This is a genomic window from Candidatus Kurthia intestinigallinarum (assembly GCF_003991225.1).
Taxonomy (GTDB): domain Bacteria; phylum Bacillota; class Bacilli; order Bacillales_A; family Planococcaceae; genus Kurthia; species Kurthia populi.
The window spans coordinates 75,641-93,934 of record NZ_JTFC01000029.1 but is presented as its reverse complement, the minus strand read 5'-3'; the positions used below and the strand labels follow the sequence as shown (position 1 = coordinate 93,934).

Sequence of the window (18,294 nt, the reverse complement as noted above, 5' to 3'; positions counted from 1 at the left end):
ATGAGAAAATGTGCAAATTGCGCGCGCGAAAATCGACCGTTATCGTGGCTTGATGCAACTACACCTTATTTCGGGAGTAAGCTCTGTGCAGCATGTCGTATCGAAAAGCTCCTCGCAAAGCCGTCGATTCCGACTGCGCATGTGACGGGTCTTTATTTTGCACTCCTAACATTAGTAGAGCAACCGGAGTTACAGCCACGTATTTCAAAGACGATTCAGCGGAAAATGCTGCCGTTTCTTGTGCTTCTTTATGAAGATACGGCGCGTGATAGCTTTCAAGAATTTTGTGAGCAGTTTAAAAAGCCAGATAATACAGCGCTTGCGGCATATGTTGACGAGCCAATGCGTGTTTTAACATGGTATGAGGTAGAAGGGGTGGCGCTTATGCGAACGACTCCTTCAAATGAAGAAAAGGCATTTTTAGCTCAGTTTCTTGCGTCCTGGCATCTTGACATGGGGCTGATTGAGCAGATGACACAAACAGAAGCGGCAGTAGCGCCTGTTGAAGAGATATCAGAAGAGGAAAGCTTCTCTGTGCCACCTCATTTATACGGTGTTTCATGTGCCTACTGTGGTGAACAGGCAGAGAGCATTGACCATATTGTGCCGCGCGCTTTTGGTGGGCCAGACCATGAAAGTAACTATGTAGCTTCTTGTCTTTATTGCAACCAACTAAAAGGGCATGATACATTTCAGCAGTTTTTGATGTTTCGTATTCACTTTGATTTGGAACAATGGCGGCAGTTTAAACGTCATCATTGGACAAAGCAGGAGATTGCTGCGTATAAATCGCAGCAATCTTAGCCTTTAGGGTAGAATTTCAGTTGGTAGTTACTGTAAAATAGAAGTAACTTCATATAAAGGGGGTTCTGCATGGTTAATTTAGATAAAATTGAGTTGACGAAAAAAGGGCAGTCGATTAATCTCGACAAAAAGCAGGAGCTTGGTCCGATTACCGTTAACTTGAATTGGAACCAGCAAACTGGCAAGTCAGGTGGATTTTTGAAGTCACTGTTTGGTGGCAATCAAGGTATTGACCTCGACTTAGGTTGTTTAGTCGAATTAACATCAGGTGAAAAAGGCTGTGTACAGGCGCTTGGCAATGCCTTTGGTGCGTACGAGCAAAAGCCGTTTATTCAGTTAGACGGAGATGATCGTACAGGTGCGGTTTCTGCAGGTGAAAATCTGCGTATCAACGGCTTACAGGTGGCAAGGATTAAACGTATTTTAGTCTACACGTTTATTTATGAAGGTGTGACAAATTGGACCGAGGCAGATGGTGTCGTCACACTCAGCTATCCGGGCGGGCAGGATATTGTGGTGCGTCTTGATGAGCATAGTAAAGACAAGCGCATGTGTGCCATTGCGATGATTGAAAACGTCAACAATGAAACCTTTAGTGTCAAACGACTTGTTGAGTATTTTGATAGTCATCAAAACCTTGACAAAGCATATAGCTTTGGTATGAAGTGGCAAGCAGGTAGCAAATAATATACTTATAATGGAGGAATTTCTCATGGCAATTCAACTAAGTAAAGGGCAACGTATTGATTTAACGAAAGACAATCCAACGTTAAGTAAAATTATTATTGGTTTAGGATGGGATATTAAAAACTATGATGGCGGGCAAGATTATGATTTAGATGCTTCAGCCTTCTTATTAAATAGTGCAGGCAAATGCCGCCAAGATTTAGATTTTATTTTCTATAACAATCTACAAAGTACAGATGGTTCTGTTCGCCATACAGGGGACAACCGTACAGGTGAAGGGGATGGCGATGATGAGCAAATCACTGTCGATCTATCAGCTGTACCAGCGGATGTCGATAAAATCGCCTTTACGGTAACGATTCATGATGCGGAAGTACGTAATCAAAACTTCGGTCAAGTATCTAATGCGTTTGCACGTCTTGTAGACGAAAATACAGGACAAGAAATCTTACGCTTTGACTTAGGAGAAGATTTCTCAATCGAAACAGCAGTCGTATTCTGTGAGCTATATCGTCATAATAGTGACTGGAAATTTAATGCAGTAGGCGCAGGCTTCCAAGGTGGCTTAGGTGCATTAGTAAATGCATACGGCTTATCTGTTTAATCCGGTAGCCCTCTATGGAAATTATTAATCAAATTTTATCTACCTACGCGTTATTTTTTGATTGGGATCACTGGGTAGAGGTTTTATCCAATCCAGTCAACTGGGGCTTAATTTTATCACTTGTTGTACTGGAAGGCCTTTTATCAGCCGATAATGCATTGGTGTTAGCTGTTCTCGTCAAGCATTTACCAGAAAAACAACGAAAAAAAGCATTGTTATATGGTTTACTAGGTGCCTATATTTTCCGCTTCATTTTTATCGGAATCGGCGTCTACCTTGTGAAGTTCTGGTTTATCAAAGTGCTAGGTGCCGCATATTTAATGTGGATTAGTATTGATTATTTCCGCAAAAAAGGCTCAGGCGATGATGAGGCGAAAGAATTCAATAAAAAGGGACTGCTTGTTAAGATGTTTGGGATGTTTTGGGGAACGGTTGTAGCTGTTGAGTTAATGGACATCGCGTTCTCTGTGGATTCTATTCTAGCAGCATTTGCGATTTCAAGTGAGGTATGGGTGCTATTAATTGGTGGAATGCTTGGTATCTTAATGATGCGTACCATTGCCGGCGTGTTCGTCAATTTAATTGACCGGGTACCAGAGCTTGAAACGACAGCCTTTGTGTTGATTTTCATTATCGCATTAAAAATGCTCCTTGGCGTCTTCGGTATTCATATTTCGCATTATGTATTCTTTGCGATTTTAGTAATTGCATTCGCCGCAACCTTTGTTGTGCATAAAATAAATAAAAAAAGGGAAGGTACTTCTTAGAAGGGGTGCCTTCTTTTCTTTTTACAGCACAAATTTGATTTGAAGATTATACTCACCGTATAATTAAAAAAAGATATTTCAAGAAACGATGATTTCAAATGAAGGGGGGGCTGTTCGAATGAAAAACAGCCCCTTTTATTAAGGAGGCGTTACATATGCGATTTCACAATCATTTATCAGAGCAACAACTAACGATGATTTTATCGAAACTGCCGAAGCCTTTTACAAAGCACACTAACAAAGAGGATTTAGCTCTTGGTTTAGGCGCTGCAATGTATACACCAGGAACACGCACACAAATTTCTGAGGATGTGCGTACGAAAAAGTTTCCACAGCTGACGACGCTCATCATCGATTTAGAGGATGCTGTCGCCGATCATGATGTGGCGCTAGCACTTGAAAATACGTATGCAACATTATTAGAAATCGACCGTTTTTTAGCAACAAACCAGCTGACAGAAGATGAACTGCCGTTATTATTTGTGCGCGCACGAACACCGAAGCATCTTGAAGAGGTAGTGACGAAATTGCGCCCCGTCCAGCATCTTTTGACAGGTTATGTCATGCCAAAGTTTGAACTTGAAAACGGAGCGGCTTATTTGCATGTGTTAAAACGTGAACGGGCGAAGGGCTACCAATTGTATGCGATGCCTGTACTAGAAACAGCGAATTTATTGTATAAGGAAAATCGTCTTGCACAGCTAAAAAATTTACATGAATTATTACATGAACACCGAGAAATGATTTTAAACGTGCGTATTGGCGCAACGGATTTCTTAGGGGTTTATGGCATTCGCCGCAAGCGCCATCAAAGTCTGTATGACGTCTTAGTATTACGGGATGGGCTAACGGATATTTTAAATATTTTTGGGCGCCAAGAGGATGGCTTTATTATCTCTGGTGCGGTATGGGAATATTTTGATTCACCAACAACATTGCAGGATGGCCCTGTCGCAACGAAGACGCTGACACCGGCACTGCAAGGTCTGCAAAAAGAATGTGAGCTTGATAAATTGAATGGCTTCCAAGGGAAAACCGTCATTCATCCAACGCATGTTCAATTTGTAAATGCCTATTATGCGGTATCACAGGAGGACTATGCCGATGCACTAGCCATTCTTGATCATGCTGAGGATGCAGGCGTATTAAAAAGTACGTATGGCAATAAAATGAATGAAATGAAGCCCCATCATTACTGGGCAACACGAATTGTACGCCAGGCAGAAATGTATGGTGTCTTACTACCACAAAAAACACATCTTGATTTAATGTAGGGGGCTATAAAATGGGTGCTTTTTCAATTGACGAGCGGCTACGTGTCACAACGACAATTCGCGACAATCCATATGAGTTTGAGGAAAAACAATTATTTGATTTGGCGCTACGCATTAATAAAAAACGCCAATTTTTATTCGTATCAAAGGTGCTCGGGAAGCATTTACATGTAAAGCCATTCGTACCACTTTATACAGGCTTTTTATTAGCGTGTCGCTTTTTAGAAACACAATATGGTCAAATGCATCCGGCCGCTAAGCAATTAGTCGCTGGTCTAAAGGCAAATGAACCAACCGTGTCGCTTGCTGAGCAGCGTATGGCAGCTCCTGAAAAAATCGCGGTCATTGGCTTTGCGGAGACCGCAACAGCGCTTGGACATGCCTTTTTTAATGCATTTTCAGCTAATGCCACGTATATCCATACGACACGTGAGAAGATTCAGGAGCGCGCCTCTTCAATTGCCTTTGAAGAGGAGCATTCTCATGCGACAAGTCATCGTCTCTATGCGCCGGAGGGTTTTTTTGACGAGGCTGCACAAATCGTACTTGTAGACGATGAAATGTCGACAGGAAAAACGAATTTGAATATTATCGCAGAACTTGCGGCATATTATCCGCATATTAAGCGCTATACGGTCGTATCCATTTTAGATTGGCGAAATGAAGCGGAGCGCGCGGCATATGAAACGTTTGCGAACGAGCATCACATTACGCTAAATGTCGTGACCTTAATGGCTGGGGAAATGGCGGTTGAGGGTGCCTTTTACGATGAAGAGGTTGTACCAGAAGCGCCTGTCTATGACGTGAAGGAGGTAACAATTTCAGAAAAAGCGTTTGTCGAAGTGTTGCCGCTGACAAGTCAGAGTGAGGATGGTTCAGTTTGTACGAAGGGCTATGCCTACGAAACAGGGCGCTTTGGTTTAACAGCAGAGGAAAACGTGCAATTCTTAGCACAGCTTGCGAAGCGGTCATTACCAAAACGTGGGAAAACACTCGTTGTCGGTACCGGTGAATGCATGTTTTTACCGATGATGTTAGGGCTGAATCTAGGTGAGGACGTGTATACACAATCAACGACACGAAGCCCAATTTTTGTAGATGAACAGTCGGTTATTTATGAAAAATATCGTTTTGGAAGCCTTGAGAATGCAGGTGTACCAAACTTCTTATATAGCGTGTCAAAAGGAAACTTTGAGCAAATTATCATCGTAGTAGAGCGTATTGCGGACCAGCAAGGACTAGATACGCTTATTGCGCAATTATCTGTACCTGTACTAGTAGTTGAATTAACGAGAGGGGTGTTGCAGTATGACGGTCAACACATTTATGAAAACGAGTTATAGTGCTGATGATGTTATTTTTTTATTGAAGGATTTAAGTGATATTGAGCTAGAAAAAGATACATTTGCGCGTGAGCAACTGATTCAGCAAGGGGTGCATTATTCGACAATGCTTCCAAAGGAATTTCAGCCGAGTGAGGCATATATTGAACTTTTCCATAAGACGCTCGCACAGTACAGTAAACGTATTGCTGATGCGGTCGCGGTTGTAGCGGAAATGATTGTGGCGCATAAATCGATTGACCGCGTAGTGCTCGTAAGCTTAGCGCGAGCTGGTACGCCAATTGGTATTTTAATTAAACGTTATTTAGAGCAGAAATATAAGCGTACAGTACCACATTATGCGATTTCAATCGTTCGTGATCGCGGCATTGATGAAGTGGCGATTCGTTATATGCTCGCACAGCATCCGGAGGCAGAGCTACAATTTGTTGATGGCTGGACAGGTAAGGGCGCGATTACGCGTGAATTGACAGAGGCTTGTAAAGGGCTGAAGCAGCAAGGCATTGAGCTAGATGATACGCTCGCAGTGCTTGCGGACCCTGGGCATTGCTCATCGATGTATGGCACACGTGATGACTTTTTAATTCCTTCCGCTTGCTTGAACTCGACTGTATCGGGTCTTGTCAGTCGTACTGTATTAAATGATGACTGGATTCATGAGGGCGATTTTCATGGGGCAAAGTATTATGCGCATTTAGTAGACCAAGATGTTTCAAACTTGTATATTGCCACGATTGCACAGCATTTCTCAGAGACTACACCAGATGATTTAACGACAGAGCCTGTAACATGGCTTGGCATGCAGTCTGTAGAACGCATTCAAAAGAAATTTAATATTCAAAATACACATCATATTAAACCAGGTGTTGGCGAAACGACGCGTGTGCTACTGCGTCGTGTGCCATGGAAGATTCTCGTAAATCCAGCGCATGATGCGGACCTACAGCATATTTATATGTTGGCTGAGGAGCGCGGTGTGCCGGTGGAAGTATACACAGATATGAGCTATTCTTGCTGTGGTTTGATTAAGGAGCTAACAGAATAATGCATGTATTAACAACAGATTTAGATCGTACCTTTATTTTTTCAGAACGTACAATTGGTATTCCGCTTGAAGAAACGCGCTGTATTGAGCAGCTAGATGGCAAGCCGATTTCCTATATTTCAAATAAAACGGCGCAGTTAATGGAAGAAGTGACTGCACGTAACATTGATATTATTCCCGTGACGACGCGCTCGCTTGCACAGTATGCGCGCATTGAATTATTTCAACAAAAAGTACCACACTATGCGGTCGCTTGTAATGGTGGCTTTGTATTACGTAATGGTGAGGTAGATGAGGAATGGTCAAAAATTGTCGCAAAAAATGTTTCAACTTGTTTGAGTTTCGACGATTTTCGTACGCGCTTTGCGGCATGCTGGGAAATGGAGATGTTTCGTAAAATTAATGGCGTCGATGAACTATTTTACGTGCTGCTAATAGATGAAGCGAAAAAAGATATTGATGCCCTCAATGCGCTGCATGAACAATTCCAACAAGCAGACTGGACGACGTATTTACATGGTAAGAAATTTTATGCACTGCCAAAAACATTGTCTAAGGAGGCGGCAGTGACATATGTTCTAGACAAAATTCAGCCGACTGTCCACTATGCAGCAGGAGATTCCTTTATGGATTTAGGAATGATGCAGCTAACGGATACGCATTTTTCACCACAGCATGGCGAGATTTATGAGAAGTTAGGCGATGCGTCACCGGTACGTGTACTTGACGCACGCGGAGCAGCCTTTACCGAGCAGATGTTAGAAGAGCTTATAGCGAATGTGCAGTAATTTGCTTAGTTTGACCGTTTAGATTGAAAAAGTTGAGATAGTCTATTAGAATATACTGAATATTCAGTTTTGGTTATGAGAGGAGCAGGTTGAGATGAGTTTAGAAAAAACACAAGCAGGTTATTTTGGTGAGTTTGGTGGTAGTCAGGTCCCACCTGAATTGCAAAATGTATTATCGATTTTAGAGGAAAACTTCAATAAATATAAAGATGATGCAGATTTCAAAAAAGAGCTTGATTATTATTTCAGTGAGTATGTTGGGCGTAAGTCACCCCTTTACTTCGCTGAAAATTTAACGACTCGTTTAGATGGCGCAAAAATCTACTTAAAGCGCGAGGACTTGAATCATACAGGCTCTCATAAAATTAACAATGTATTAGGACAAATTCTTTTAGCAAAACGTATGGGTGCGCACCGTATTATTGCGGAGACAGGTGCTGGTCAGCATGGTGTCGCAACGGCAACCGTTTGTGCAATGTTTAAAATGGATTGTGTTATTTATATGGGTGCGGAAGATATGAAACGCCAAGCGCTAAATGTATTCCGTATGGAGCTCTTAGGTGCGAAAGTTGTTGCGGTAACAGATGGGCAAGGTCGCTTAAAAGAAGCGGTTGATGCGGCATTTGCCGATTTAGTAGAGAACTATGAAAATTCATTTTATCTACTAGGCTCGGCTGTCGGCCCACATCCATTCCCAACGATGGTGAAGCATTTCCAATCCGTCATTAGCCGCGAAAGTCGCGAACAAATTTTAGAAAAAGAAGGCAAATTACCGACAGCTGTTCTAGCATGTGTGGGTGGTGGGAGTAATGCCATTGGTTCGTTTGCAGAATATATTGATGATGCAGCGGTACGCTTGATTGGTGTTGAACCGGACCAGGCACCATCGCTTACACAGGGAACACCGGGTGATTTACATGGCTTCCGCTGCCTTGTGCTACAAGATGAGGCAGGGAACCCACAGCCAACGTATTCGATTGCGGCAGGTTTAGATTATCCTGGCGCGGGTCCTGAGCACTCGCAATTAAAGGTGACAGGGCGCGGTGAATATGTGACCGTATCGAATGAGGAAGTATTAGAAGCCTTTATGATACTTTCAAAAGAAGAAGGTATTATTCCGGCGTTAGAAAGCTCACATGCCGTGGCATATGCGCTGAAATTTGCACCGACACTATCAACCGATGATGTCATTATCATCAATATTTCAGGGCGCGGGGACAAAGATGTGGAGCAAGTCTATGCAATGTTAAACAAGGACTAATTGAATAGATAGGTAAAAGCGATTGATGGACTTTTTTCATCAATCGCTTTTTTGCTGTTTAAAGAAAGATTAGCTAGCTGAATTTTGATAAATTCCGTATGACGAAAAATCTTAATATATTAACAAAAATACTGAACAATAGTATTTTTATCCAATGAAAAAAGAGTGATAAATGGAATTTGGAATGTTTCTAGCATTTTACAGCGTAACTAAGCATATTTCGAATATTTTTGTAGAATAAAATTGTAATAGTAGGAAAATTCTGATAATATATTTTTAACAAAAATAACCATAAAAGATTTTTGTTTCCTTTTAAATTTAGCTTGAGTAGGAGGTGCACACAGATGGTTTCATACATTATTAAACGTTTTCTTATGATGATTGCGACGATTTTTATTATTGCGACCTTGACTTTTGCGCTTATGCATTCGATTCCGGGCTCGCCATTTGACAGCGATAAAACGTCGAATCCGGTCATTCAACAAAACTTAGAAAAGTTTTATCATCTCGATGATCCGCTTCCGGTACAGTATGTCAGTTATTTGAAAGCCATTGTGACATTCGATTTTGGCCCATCGATTAAAAAGCCAAATGAAACAGTGAATTCGCTGCTAGAACGAGGATTTCCAATCTCGCTTGAGCTCGGCATGATTACGATTATTGTCGCCTGTATTTCCGGGATTATTTTAGGAACGCTCGCAGCGCTGCGGCATAACGGGCTCATTGATTATTTTGCGATGGCGATTGCGGTTATTGGAATATCCATTCCAAACTTTATTTTAGCGACGGTACTGATTCAAGTATTTGCGGGTCAGCTTGGCTGGTTGCCTGCTGCTACATGGTCGAGTCCAAAGCATATGATTTTGCCAACACTTGCCCTCGCTACAGGCCCAATGGCGATTATCGCCCGTCTAACACGCTCAAGTATGCTTGAGGTGCTGACACAGGACTACATAAAGATGGCAAAGGCGAAGGGGCTGAAGCCATGGCGCATTGTATTCCGACATGCACTGCGTAATGCAATGATGCCGGTCGTGACGATTATGGGCACGATGCTCGCATCCATTTTAACGGGAACATTCGTTATTGAAAAAATCTTTGCGATACCAGGGATGGGGAAATACTTCGTTGAGAGTATTAATAACCGTGATTACCCCGTTATTATGGGCACAACGGTCTTTTACAGCGCCTTCTTAGTATTCATGCTGTTTATCGTCGACATTGTATATGGCTTGTTAGATCCACGAATTAAACTGCATAAAAAAGAAGGTGAAACTTCATGACAAATATCGATGTAAAAGACGAATGGTTTCGTCCTAAAAAAAAGGATGGCGATGAAAAAGAACAGGTCATGCGGCCGTCGCTCTCTTACTGGAAAGATGCGTGGCGTAGGCTTCGTAAAAATAAACTTGCGATGCTTGGCTTGATTTTTCTTGTGTTGTTAGCACTCTTTGCGGTTTTTGTACCGATTTTTTCACCCCATTCGGTGACGACAACAGACTTACCGAATCAAAATCAGCCCCCTTCAGCAAAGCACTGGTTTGGAACTGATGAAATGGGGCGCGATGTCTTTACGCGAACATGGTACGGCGCACGGATTTCCTTATTTGTTGGCTTAATGGCCGCGTTAATCGACTGTATCGTCGGCATTATTTATGGCGGTATTAGCGGCTATAAAGGTGGCCGCGTCGATATGGTCATGATGCGTATTGTTGAAGTGCTATATGGCTTACCCAATCTACTTGTTGTTATTTTATTAATGGTTGTGATGGGGCCAAGTTTAACGACGATTATTATTGCTCTGACCATTACCGGCTGGGTCGGTATGGCACGTATTGTACGTGGGCAGGTGCTACAAATTAAAAACTACGAATTCGTCACCGCTTCGAAATCCTTTGGTGCGAGCTCATCCCGCATTATTCGTAAAAACTTATTACCAAATACAATGGGGCCCATTATTGTTCAAATTACATTAAGTGTCCCAAGTGCCATTTTTGCGGAAGCATTCCTTAGTTTCTTAGGACTTGGTGTACAAGCACCGTATGCCAGCTGGGGCGTAATGGCGAATGATGCCTTACCGGTTATTTTATCTGGCGACTGGTGGCGGTTATTCTTCCCAGCATTATTTATTTCGATTACGATGTTCGCATTTAACGTACTCGGCGATGGTCTACAAGATGCGCTAGATCCGAAGTTAAGGGGGTAACGACATGATGACACAAGCACAGCAGCATGAGCATGTTGCTGCCCGTGAAAAAGTATTAGAAGTGCATAATTTACATGTAACCTTCAAAACATTTGGAGGCGAGGTAAAGGCCGTGCGTGGCGTTTCTTTTGATTTGTATAAAGGCGAGACACTAGCCATTGTAGGCGAATCGGGTTGCGGTAAAAGTGTAACATCGAACGCCATTATGGGCCTTATTCCACAGCCACCGGGTCGCATTGAAAATGGGCAGATTGTATACAACGGCAAGGATTTATCAAAGATGCCGAAAAAAGCACTGCGTAAAATTCAAGGTATGGACATTTCGATGATTTTTCAAGATCCGATGACGGCACTAAATCCAACACTGACGATTGGTGAGCAGCTAACAGAAGGGATTCGTACCCATCATGGTTTATCAAAGGATGAGGCGAAAAAACGGGCAATCGAGATGCTGAATCTCGTTGGAATTCCAAATCCAGAAGAGCGCTTAAAGCAATATGCCCACCAATTTTCAGGTGGAATGCGCCAACGAATTGTCATTGCGATTGCGCTTATTTGCGAGCCGGACGTGCTCATTGCCGATGAGCCGACGACCGCGCTTGATGTGACGATTCAAGCACAGATTTTAGAGTTATTCGCATCGATTCAGGAGCGCATGGGCATCTCCATTATTTTAATTACCCATGATTTAGGCGTTGTCGCGAAAATTGCTGATCGTATTGCGGTCATGTATGCTGGGCAAATTATTGAAATTGGCACGAAGCGGGATATTTTCTACCGCAACACGCATCCATATACGCGCGGCTTGCTTAATTCTGTTCCGCGTCTCGATTTACTAGAGGAGGAGCTCAAGCCAATTGATGGCACACCACCCGATTTATTTGACCCACCAGTAGGCTGTGGCTTTGCGGCACGCTGTCCATTTGCGATGGATGTCTGTGAGCACGTAGAACCACCTGCGACATATATAACGGAGGAGCACCGTAGTTATTGCTGGCAGCAAGATGAGCGAGCAAAGGGGCTTTTCGCTAATTATTAGTGACTCGTACAGTTGTACATCACATACATCATTTGAATCAAAAGGGGGATTTTTATGAAGAAGTGGCTATTACTTACGCTATTGGCGCTTGCAATGGTTGTCATGGCGGCCTGTACCGCAAATGAGGATGCAGGAAAAAATGAAGGCAGTGAGTCTTCTGGCGATAAAAAGTCAGAAAAAGTGTTGTATTTAAACAATGGTGTCGAGCCGACATCCTTTGACCCGTCTGTGGCATTTGATGCGGTATCGTGGAATCCATTAAATAACTTAATGGAGGGCTTAGTTCGTTTAGATGAAAACAACGAGCCAAAAGAAGCCATTGCTGAAAAAATCGATATTTCAGATGACCAAAAAACATATACCTTCACATTACGTGAAGGTGCGAAATGGTCAAATGGCGATGCAGTAACAGCTGGTGACTTCGTATATGGCTGGACGCATATGCTAGACCCTGAAACAGCGTCACCTGCAGCATTTTTAGCGTACGGTATTGTTGGTGCTGAGGACTTTAATACAGGTGAAGGGAAAGCAGATGGTATTGGTATTAAAGCAATTGATGATAAAACATTTGAAGTAACATTAACCGATCCAACAGAGGCATTTCTAAATATTATTTCAAATCCGAGCTTCTTCCCAGTAAATGAAAAAGCAGCGACAGACAATGCGAAATGGTTCGCTGAGGCAGATTCTTTTGTTGCGAATGGTCCATTCAAATTAGCATCATGGGATCACGACTCAAAAATGGTCTTTGAGAAAAATGACCAGTATTGGGATAAAGACAATGTAAAGCTTGATAAAGTCGAGTGGGCAATGGTCAATGATACGAATACAGAATATCAAATGTATCAATCAGATGAGCTGGATATTTCATCTGTACCAGGTGAAATGTATTCGAAATTAAAAGATAGCGATGAATTAGTCAATTCAGAGCAAGCGGGTGTGGCATTCTACCGCTTTAACGTAGAAAAAGAGCCATTCACAAACAAAAAAGTACGCCAAGCATTTGCGTATGCAGTAGACCAAGATAATATTGTGGAATACGTAACGAAAATCGGTCAAAAACCAGCGCATGGCTTCGTATCATATGGCTTCAAAGGGCCAGATGGTAATGAATTCCGTGATACAGTTGGCGATTTAATCGGTCTTGATAAAGAAAAAGCGAAGAAATTATTAGAAGAAGGTATGAAGGAAGAGGGCTGGGATACACTTCCGAAAGTAACACTGACGTATGGTACATCACCAGATAACCAAAAAGTGGCGGTTGCCTTACAAGACCAGTTCAAAGAAGCATTAGGTGTTGAAGTGAAGCTACAAAGCGTGGAATCAAGCGTATTTATGGCGGAGCAAAAAGAATTAAAGCATCAATTATCTCGTTCATCATTCTTATATGACTATGCAGATCCAGTGAATGCATTAGAAAGCTTCATTACGGATTCTTCAATGAACCGTACAGCGTGGTCAAATAAAGAATATGATCAGTTAATTGCGGATGCGAAATCAGAGCAAGATTCTGAAAAACGCTGGACACTACTACAAGATGCAGAAAAATTATTAATTGAAGAAGCACCAATCGTGCCTGTTCATTTCTACAATCAATTAAGCGTGCAAAAGCCTTCTGTATCAGGCATCGTGCGTCACCCAGTTGGTTATTTAGAGTTGAAATTTGCGGATAAAGAATAATGGAAGCTGGCAGTGCTCGTCACTGCCCTTCGCTGTAGAAATAACGTGTTTGTTTCTACAGCGAAGGGGGCGTTCTTATATGCAGAAACCACAACGATTAAAAAAGGGCGATAAAATTGGCATTATCGCACCAGCAAGCTCACCCAATCAAAAGGCATTGGAAAAGTCGCTCGCATTTTTAACAGCGCTAGGTCTCGAATACGAATTTGGAAAAACAGCACATAGCGAATATGGCTATTTATCCGCGACCGATGACCTGCGTAAAGCGGACGTAGAGGACATGTTCCGCCGCGAGGATATTGCGGGCATTATTTGTGCGTGCGGTGGCTATGGGAGCGCACGTTATACGGATACGCTCGATTTTGAGCTCATTCGTCAAAATCCGAAAATTTTCTGGGGCTATTCAGATATTACATTTTTACATAATGCATTTCAGCGTCACGCAGACCTGGTGACATTCCACGGGCCGATGCTTGGCTCAGATATTGGACATGACACCTTTTTAGAACAGTCAGCCGCACAGTTTCAGCAGCTATTCACACCTACAGCGCTTGTTTATGATGACCGCTTTTATGCGGGTATCGAAACGGTAGTTGAAGGTGTAGCCCACGGCAAAATTGTTGGAGGTAATCTGAGCTTACTCGCGAGCGCTGTCGGTACAGATTATATGCCACTGACGGCTGGTAATCTTTTATTAATTGAGGATGTAGATGAGGAGCCGTACCGCGTGGATGGCATGCTCAATCAGCTCCGAATGGCTGGTGTACTCAATGAAGTAAGTGGGGTTATTATTGCGAGTTTTTCCGGTGCTGAGCCGAAGAAACGAAAAAAATCACTAATACTAGATGAGGTTTTCGCACATTACTTTGCATCACTACAGGTGCCGGTCGTGAAAGGGGTGCAAATCGGGCATTGTCAGCCGCATTTTGCATTGCCACTCGGGGTAAATGCGGTACTAGATGCGACAAATAGAGCGATTACGATTGAAGCGGGTGTGCAATAACGAAGGGGGATACAACGATGAATGATAAAATTTTAGAAGTCAAAGCGCTGCAAAAGCATTTTTCATTAGAGCGAAATCAAACATTAAAAGCAGTGAATGGTATCTCATTTGATGTAAAAAAGGGCGAAACATTTGGCCTCGTTGGCGAATCAGGCTGCGGGAAATCGACAGCCGGCCGTACAATTATGGGCTTATACAATCGCTCAGGTGGCGAGGTGCTGTTTAAGGGGCAGGATGTGCATAAGAAAACCGACAAAGAGCGTCATCAATTTTTACGTCAAATGCAGATGATTTTTCAGGACCCGTATGCCTCACTAAATCCGCGCTCTACCGTATATGAAATTATCGCAGAGCCGCTGCTTGTACATGAAATCTATCAATCAAAAAAAGAGCTGTCAGCGAAAATTTATGAGCTACTGGAATCCGTTGGGCTAAACCGAGATCATGCCAATCGCTATCCGCATGAATTTTCTGGTGGACAGCGCCAGCGTATCGGGATTGCCCGCGCACTCGCATTAGACCCGGAGTTTATTATTTGTGATGAGCCGATTTCAGCACTCGATGTATCTGTACAGGCATCGGTCGTGAAGCTCCTGCAGCGTTTACAAAAGGAAAAGGGTTTCACCTACTTATTTATTGCGCATGATTTATCGATGGTAAAATATATTTCGAGCCGAATTGCGGTAATGTATTTAGGGAAAATCGTCGAGCTGACGACGAGTGAGCAGCTGTATCATAATCCACTGCATCCGTATACGCAGGCATTATTATCTGCCATTCCGATACCTGACCCAGATATTGAGGAGTCCCGCCGTCGAATTATTTTAGAGGGCGAGCTACCGAGTCCGATTGATCCACCAACAGGCTGTGTATTTCATACGCGCTGTGCTCATGCCTGTGAGGCGTGTGTCACAGTGGAGCCTACGTGGCGTGAGCAGGAGGGCGAGCATTTTGTGGCCTGTCACTTAATGGATGATTCGATTGAAATGGGCAAACCATTACGCGTGCAACAGGAAGTGTAAAGAGGCGGTTTTAACCGACCTCTTTTTATTTTGTCAATTTTTGTCGAAATGTTTATTTTTCTTTTAAATGCTATAAAATCCCTTTTAAATGCTGTATTATCGACTGTTTAAAAAACAGTATTTATTCGTTTAAATCATTTTTTCGTTAAAATTCGACAAGTTTTCAGCGTTCGCACAGTTTGATTTGCAATTGAAAATCATTATCAATAAAATAAGAGTGTATTAAACGATAATCGTTATCAATTAGAACTGAGGGACCTTACTATGATGAAAAATATTGCCTACATGGGCATCGACATTCAATTTGCACGTCTGAATGCGCTTGATGCAAAACGTGGCCTTGTGTTTTTATATGAATATGATTTACCATACACGGATTTAATGGCTTTTGATGGCGTCATTATTTCAAATCATGTCGACGAAGCATTTTTAGTCGAGCATAATGCGGTGTTAACGGACTATTTAGCAAAGGGAGGCGTTATTTTCACACTTGCTGAAAAGGGACTGCCTTGGCTAACGGAAGTGGCAAATTGGAAGCGTTCTCCAATTCCACTAAAAGATCGTGAAGCACGTATTATCGCAACAGACCATACATTATTTGAAGGCGTTACGTCATATGATATTGAATATCGTAAAGGCGTACGTGGCTTCTTCTCACGTGGCTACTTTGAAACGGTGCCTGCACATGCGAAGAAATTAATTGTGGACCAACAAGATAATGTCATCGTTTATGTGGACCGTGAATCAACAAATGGCACAATCTATGCGGGTGCAGGGACAGATATGTACCGCATTTACATTCATGAGGACAATTCATCAAGTCAAGTAAGTCTGCAAATGCTTGAAGCAATTCATACAGAAGCAGCACGCAATCGAGGTGACAACTAATGACACGTCGCGTATCAGAAGAAGAATTTACTGTATTGAAAGGAGCTCTTTAATATGAGTATTGCATTAATTGTGAATGGTACACCGTATCAAAACCGCTTCCTAGAGGAAGAAGAGTTTCACTATGTCTACGATGATGTGCTGCATATTCGAGATTTACATAACTATGATTTAACACAATATGACACCGTGTTACTATCATGTCGTTTGGATATTACGTTATTAAAACGCTATCAATCGAAATTATTAAATGTATTACATGCGGGAAAACGTATTGTTATTTTTGGCGAAGTATTAGATCACTTTATGCCAACAGTAGACTGGGAAGATTCTGAAGTAAACTTTAGCTGGTGGGTACGTCCAAACGGCGATTTACCACTGAATCAACAGCACGCTAATCATCCACTCTATCATTTCTTAACAGTGCCTGATATGAAATGGCATTATCACGGGACGTTTATGCCGCCAGAAGGTGCAATGTCGCTACTAGATACACCAGATGGTCGCTCGATTTTCTATGTAGATGATAGTAGCTTTAATGGACAATTAGTCGTAACATCACTTGACCCAATGTTCCATATCGGACTGGGCTTCATTAATCAATCAAAGCCATTTTTAAATGGCTTAGCAAAATGGCTACGAGAGGAAGAAAAGTAATATGAAGAAAAAATTGGGCTTCTTAGCAGCGGCGACACTTGCGGCAGGACTATTAGCAGCATGTGGCAATGATGATACGAAAGAGACAACATCGACAGGCGAAAAACAAACAACAGCCGAAGAAAAAATAATTCAAGATCAACTTGGCCGTGACGTAACCGTACCAGGCGAAATCGATCGTATCGTAGTTGGCGGTATTTTACCGTACTTCTCAACTTGGTATGTTGCAACGAATTCAACAAAAGAAATTGTTGGGATGCATCCAAACTCATATAATGCAGCAGAAAACTCAATGTTAGCAAAAATTTCACCAGACGTGTTAAAAGCATCTACAAAGTTTGTGCAAAATGGTGAAGTGAATGTTGAGGAATTAATGAAAGTGGACCCTCAAGTGTATTTTGAAATTGCAACCGACCAAAAATCAATTGAAAAAGTAGAGGAAGCGGGCATTCCAACAGTAGGCGTAAAAGCCATTGATGCAGCAGCGGCAGAGCCTCTTGCGACGTTTAATAGCTGGCTAAAATTAACTTCTGATATTAAGGGTGGCGACACAACGGACCGCGCTGATAAATTCATCAAAGAAGGTACAAAAGTACAAAAAGAAATCGATGCTAAATTAGCGGATGTAAAAGAAAAAGACAAGCCGAAAGTACTGTTCTTATTCCAACATAATGATAAATCCATCGTCGTTGGCGGGGCAAACTTCTTCAGTGAGAAATGGACGAAAGCAACAGGGGGTATTGATGTTGCTGGTGATTCAGGTGCTCAAGGGCAAAAAGAAGTAAATATGGAGCAAATTTATAAATGGAATCCAGATATTATTTACATCACAAACTTCACACAGACACAGCCAGAGGACTTACTAGAAAATAAAGTATCTGGTCAAGACTGGAGCGATGTTGCGGCTGTTAAAGAAGGCAAGGTCTACAAAGTGCCACTTGGTATTTATCGTTGGTTCCCACCATCAGGTGATGCACCACTTATGTTGAAATTCTTAGCACAGCATAATCACCCAGATGTATTTGATTACGATATGAAGGAAGAAATCAAAACATATTATAAAAACTTCTATGAATTTGATGTGACCGATGAGGAAGTAGAAAGTATTTTACATCCATCATCAGATGCGGCAAAATACTAGAATGAAAAAGAAGTCTCTTTACGGAGGCTTCTTTTTACATGTTCCGATAGCCAAACGTCTTCAATCAAGCTAAACTGAAGATACC

Annotated in this window: 18 protein-coding genes; all 18 read left to right on the top strand. The window is 42.2% G+C overall.

The window, feature by feature from the left end; all coding sequences use genetic code 11:
• The 18 genes from QI30_RS20920 (at position 1) to QI30_RS08195 (ending at position 18,209) form a co-directional block, all read left to right on the top strand.
• Positions 1-804, top strand: coding sequence for an HNH endonuclease (locus QI30_RS20920; RefSeq protein ID WP_233600556.1), 804 nt, complete (start codon positions 1-3; stop codon positions 802-804).
• Positions 805-873: 69 nt separating this feature from the next.
• Positions 874-1,491, top strand: a complete 618-nt coding sequence (locus QI30_RS08275; protein WP_126990465.1) for a TerD family protein — start codon at positions 874-876, stop codon at positions 1,489-1,491.
• A gap of 25 nt (positions 1,492-1,516) precedes the next feature.
• Entirely contained in the window at positions 1,517-2,095 is a 579-nt protein-coding gene (locus QI30_RS08270; protein ID WP_126990464.1) for a TerD family protein, read from the top strand.
• Between the two features lie 14 nt (positions 2,096-2,109).
• Complete coding sequence (locus QI30_RS08265; protein WP_126990463.1) at positions 2,110-2,862, top strand: TerC family protein; 753 nt, start codon at positions 2,110-2,112, stop codon at positions 2,860-2,862.
• A 155-nt stretch (positions 2,863-3,017) separates the two neighbouring features.
• The gene (locus tag QI30_RS08260; protein ID WP_126990462.1) at positions 3,018-4,136 is read left to right on the top strand and encodes an HpcH/HpaI aldolase/citrate lyase family protein; all 1,119 of its coding nucleotides are present in this window, start codon (positions 3,018-3,020) and stop codon (positions 4,134-4,136) included.
• A gap of 11 nt (positions 4,137-4,147) precedes the next feature.
• Complete coding sequence (locus QI30_RS08255) at positions 4,148-5,479, top strand: phosphoribosyltransferase domain-containing protein (protein WP_126990461.1); 1,332 nt, start codon at positions 4,148-4,150, stop codon at positions 5,477-5,479.
• Entirely contained in the window at positions 5,445-6,524 is a 1,080-nt protein-coding gene (locus QI30_RS08250; RefSeq protein WP_126990460.1) for a cysteine protease StiP family protein, read from the top strand. The genes QI30_RS08255 and QI30_RS08250 overlap by 35 nt, the downstream gene beginning before the upstream one ends.
• Complete coding sequence (locus QI30_RS08245) at positions 6,524-7,312, top strand: hypothetical protein (RefSeq protein ID WP_126990459.1); 789 nt, start codon at positions 6,524-6,526, stop codon at positions 7,310-7,312. The genes QI30_RS08250 and QI30_RS08245 overlap by 1 nt, the downstream gene beginning before the upstream one ends.
• Before the next feature lie 94 nt (positions 7,313-7,406).
• Complete coding sequence (trpB, locus tag QI30_RS08240; protein ID WP_126990458.1) at positions 7,407-8,573, top strand: tryptophan synthase subunit beta; 1,167 nt, start codon at positions 7,407-7,409, stop codon at positions 8,571-8,573.
• 344 nt (positions 8,574-8,917) lie between these two features.
• Positions 8,918-9,856, top strand: coding sequence for an ABC transporter permease (locus QI30_RS08235; protein WP_126990457.1), 939 nt, complete (start codon positions 8,918-8,920; stop codon positions 9,854-9,856).
• The gene (locus QI30_RS08230) at positions 9,853-10,779 is read left to right on the top strand and encodes an ABC transporter permease (protein ID WP_126990456.1); all 927 of its coding nucleotides are present in this window, start codon (positions 9,853-9,855) and stop codon (positions 10,777-10,779) included. Before QI30_RS08235 ends, QI30_RS08230 begins: the two co-directional genes overlap by 4 nt.
• A 4-nt stretch (positions 10,780-10,783) precedes the next feature.
• Entirely contained in the window at positions 10,784-11,818 is a 1,035-nt protein-coding gene (locus QI30_RS08225; RefSeq protein ID WP_304999925.1) for an ABC transporter ATP-binding protein, read from the top strand.
• Between the two features lie 54 nt (positions 11,819-11,872).
• Entirely contained in the window at positions 11,873-13,498 is a 1,626-nt protein-coding gene (locus QI30_RS08220; protein WP_158621003.1) for a peptide ABC transporter substrate-binding protein, read from the top strand.
• A gap of 79 nt (positions 13,499-13,577) precedes the next feature.
• Complete coding sequence (locus QI30_RS08215) at positions 13,578-14,501, top strand: S66 peptidase family protein (protein WP_126990454.1); 924 nt, start codon at positions 13,578-13,580, stop codon at positions 14,499-14,501.
• A 17-nt stretch (positions 14,502-14,518) separates the two neighbouring features.
• Positions 14,519-15,523: an ABC transporter ATP-binding protein gene (locus tag QI30_RS08210; protein WP_126990453.1), complete on the top strand. Its 1,005-nt coding sequence runs from the start codon at positions 14,519-14,521 to the stop codon at positions 15,521-15,523.
• A 264-nt stretch (positions 15,524-15,787) separates the two neighbouring features.
• Positions 15,788-16,411, top strand: coding sequence for a hypothetical protein (locus QI30_RS08205; protein ID WP_233600555.1), 624 nt, complete (start codon positions 15,788-15,790; stop codon positions 16,409-16,411).
• 54 nt (positions 16,412-16,465) lie between these two features.
• A complete protein-coding gene (locus tag QI30_RS08200; RefSeq protein WP_126990452.1) occupies positions 16,466-17,068 on the top strand; it encodes a hypothetical protein in 603 nt (200 codons plus the stop codon).
• A gap of 1 nt (position 17,069) precedes the next feature.
• Entirely contained in the window at positions 17,070-18,209 is a 1,140-nt protein-coding gene (locus QI30_RS08195; protein ID WP_126990451.1) for an ABC transporter substrate-binding protein, read from the top strand.
• The last annotated feature ends 85 nt before the right edge of the window (positions 18,210-18,294 follow it).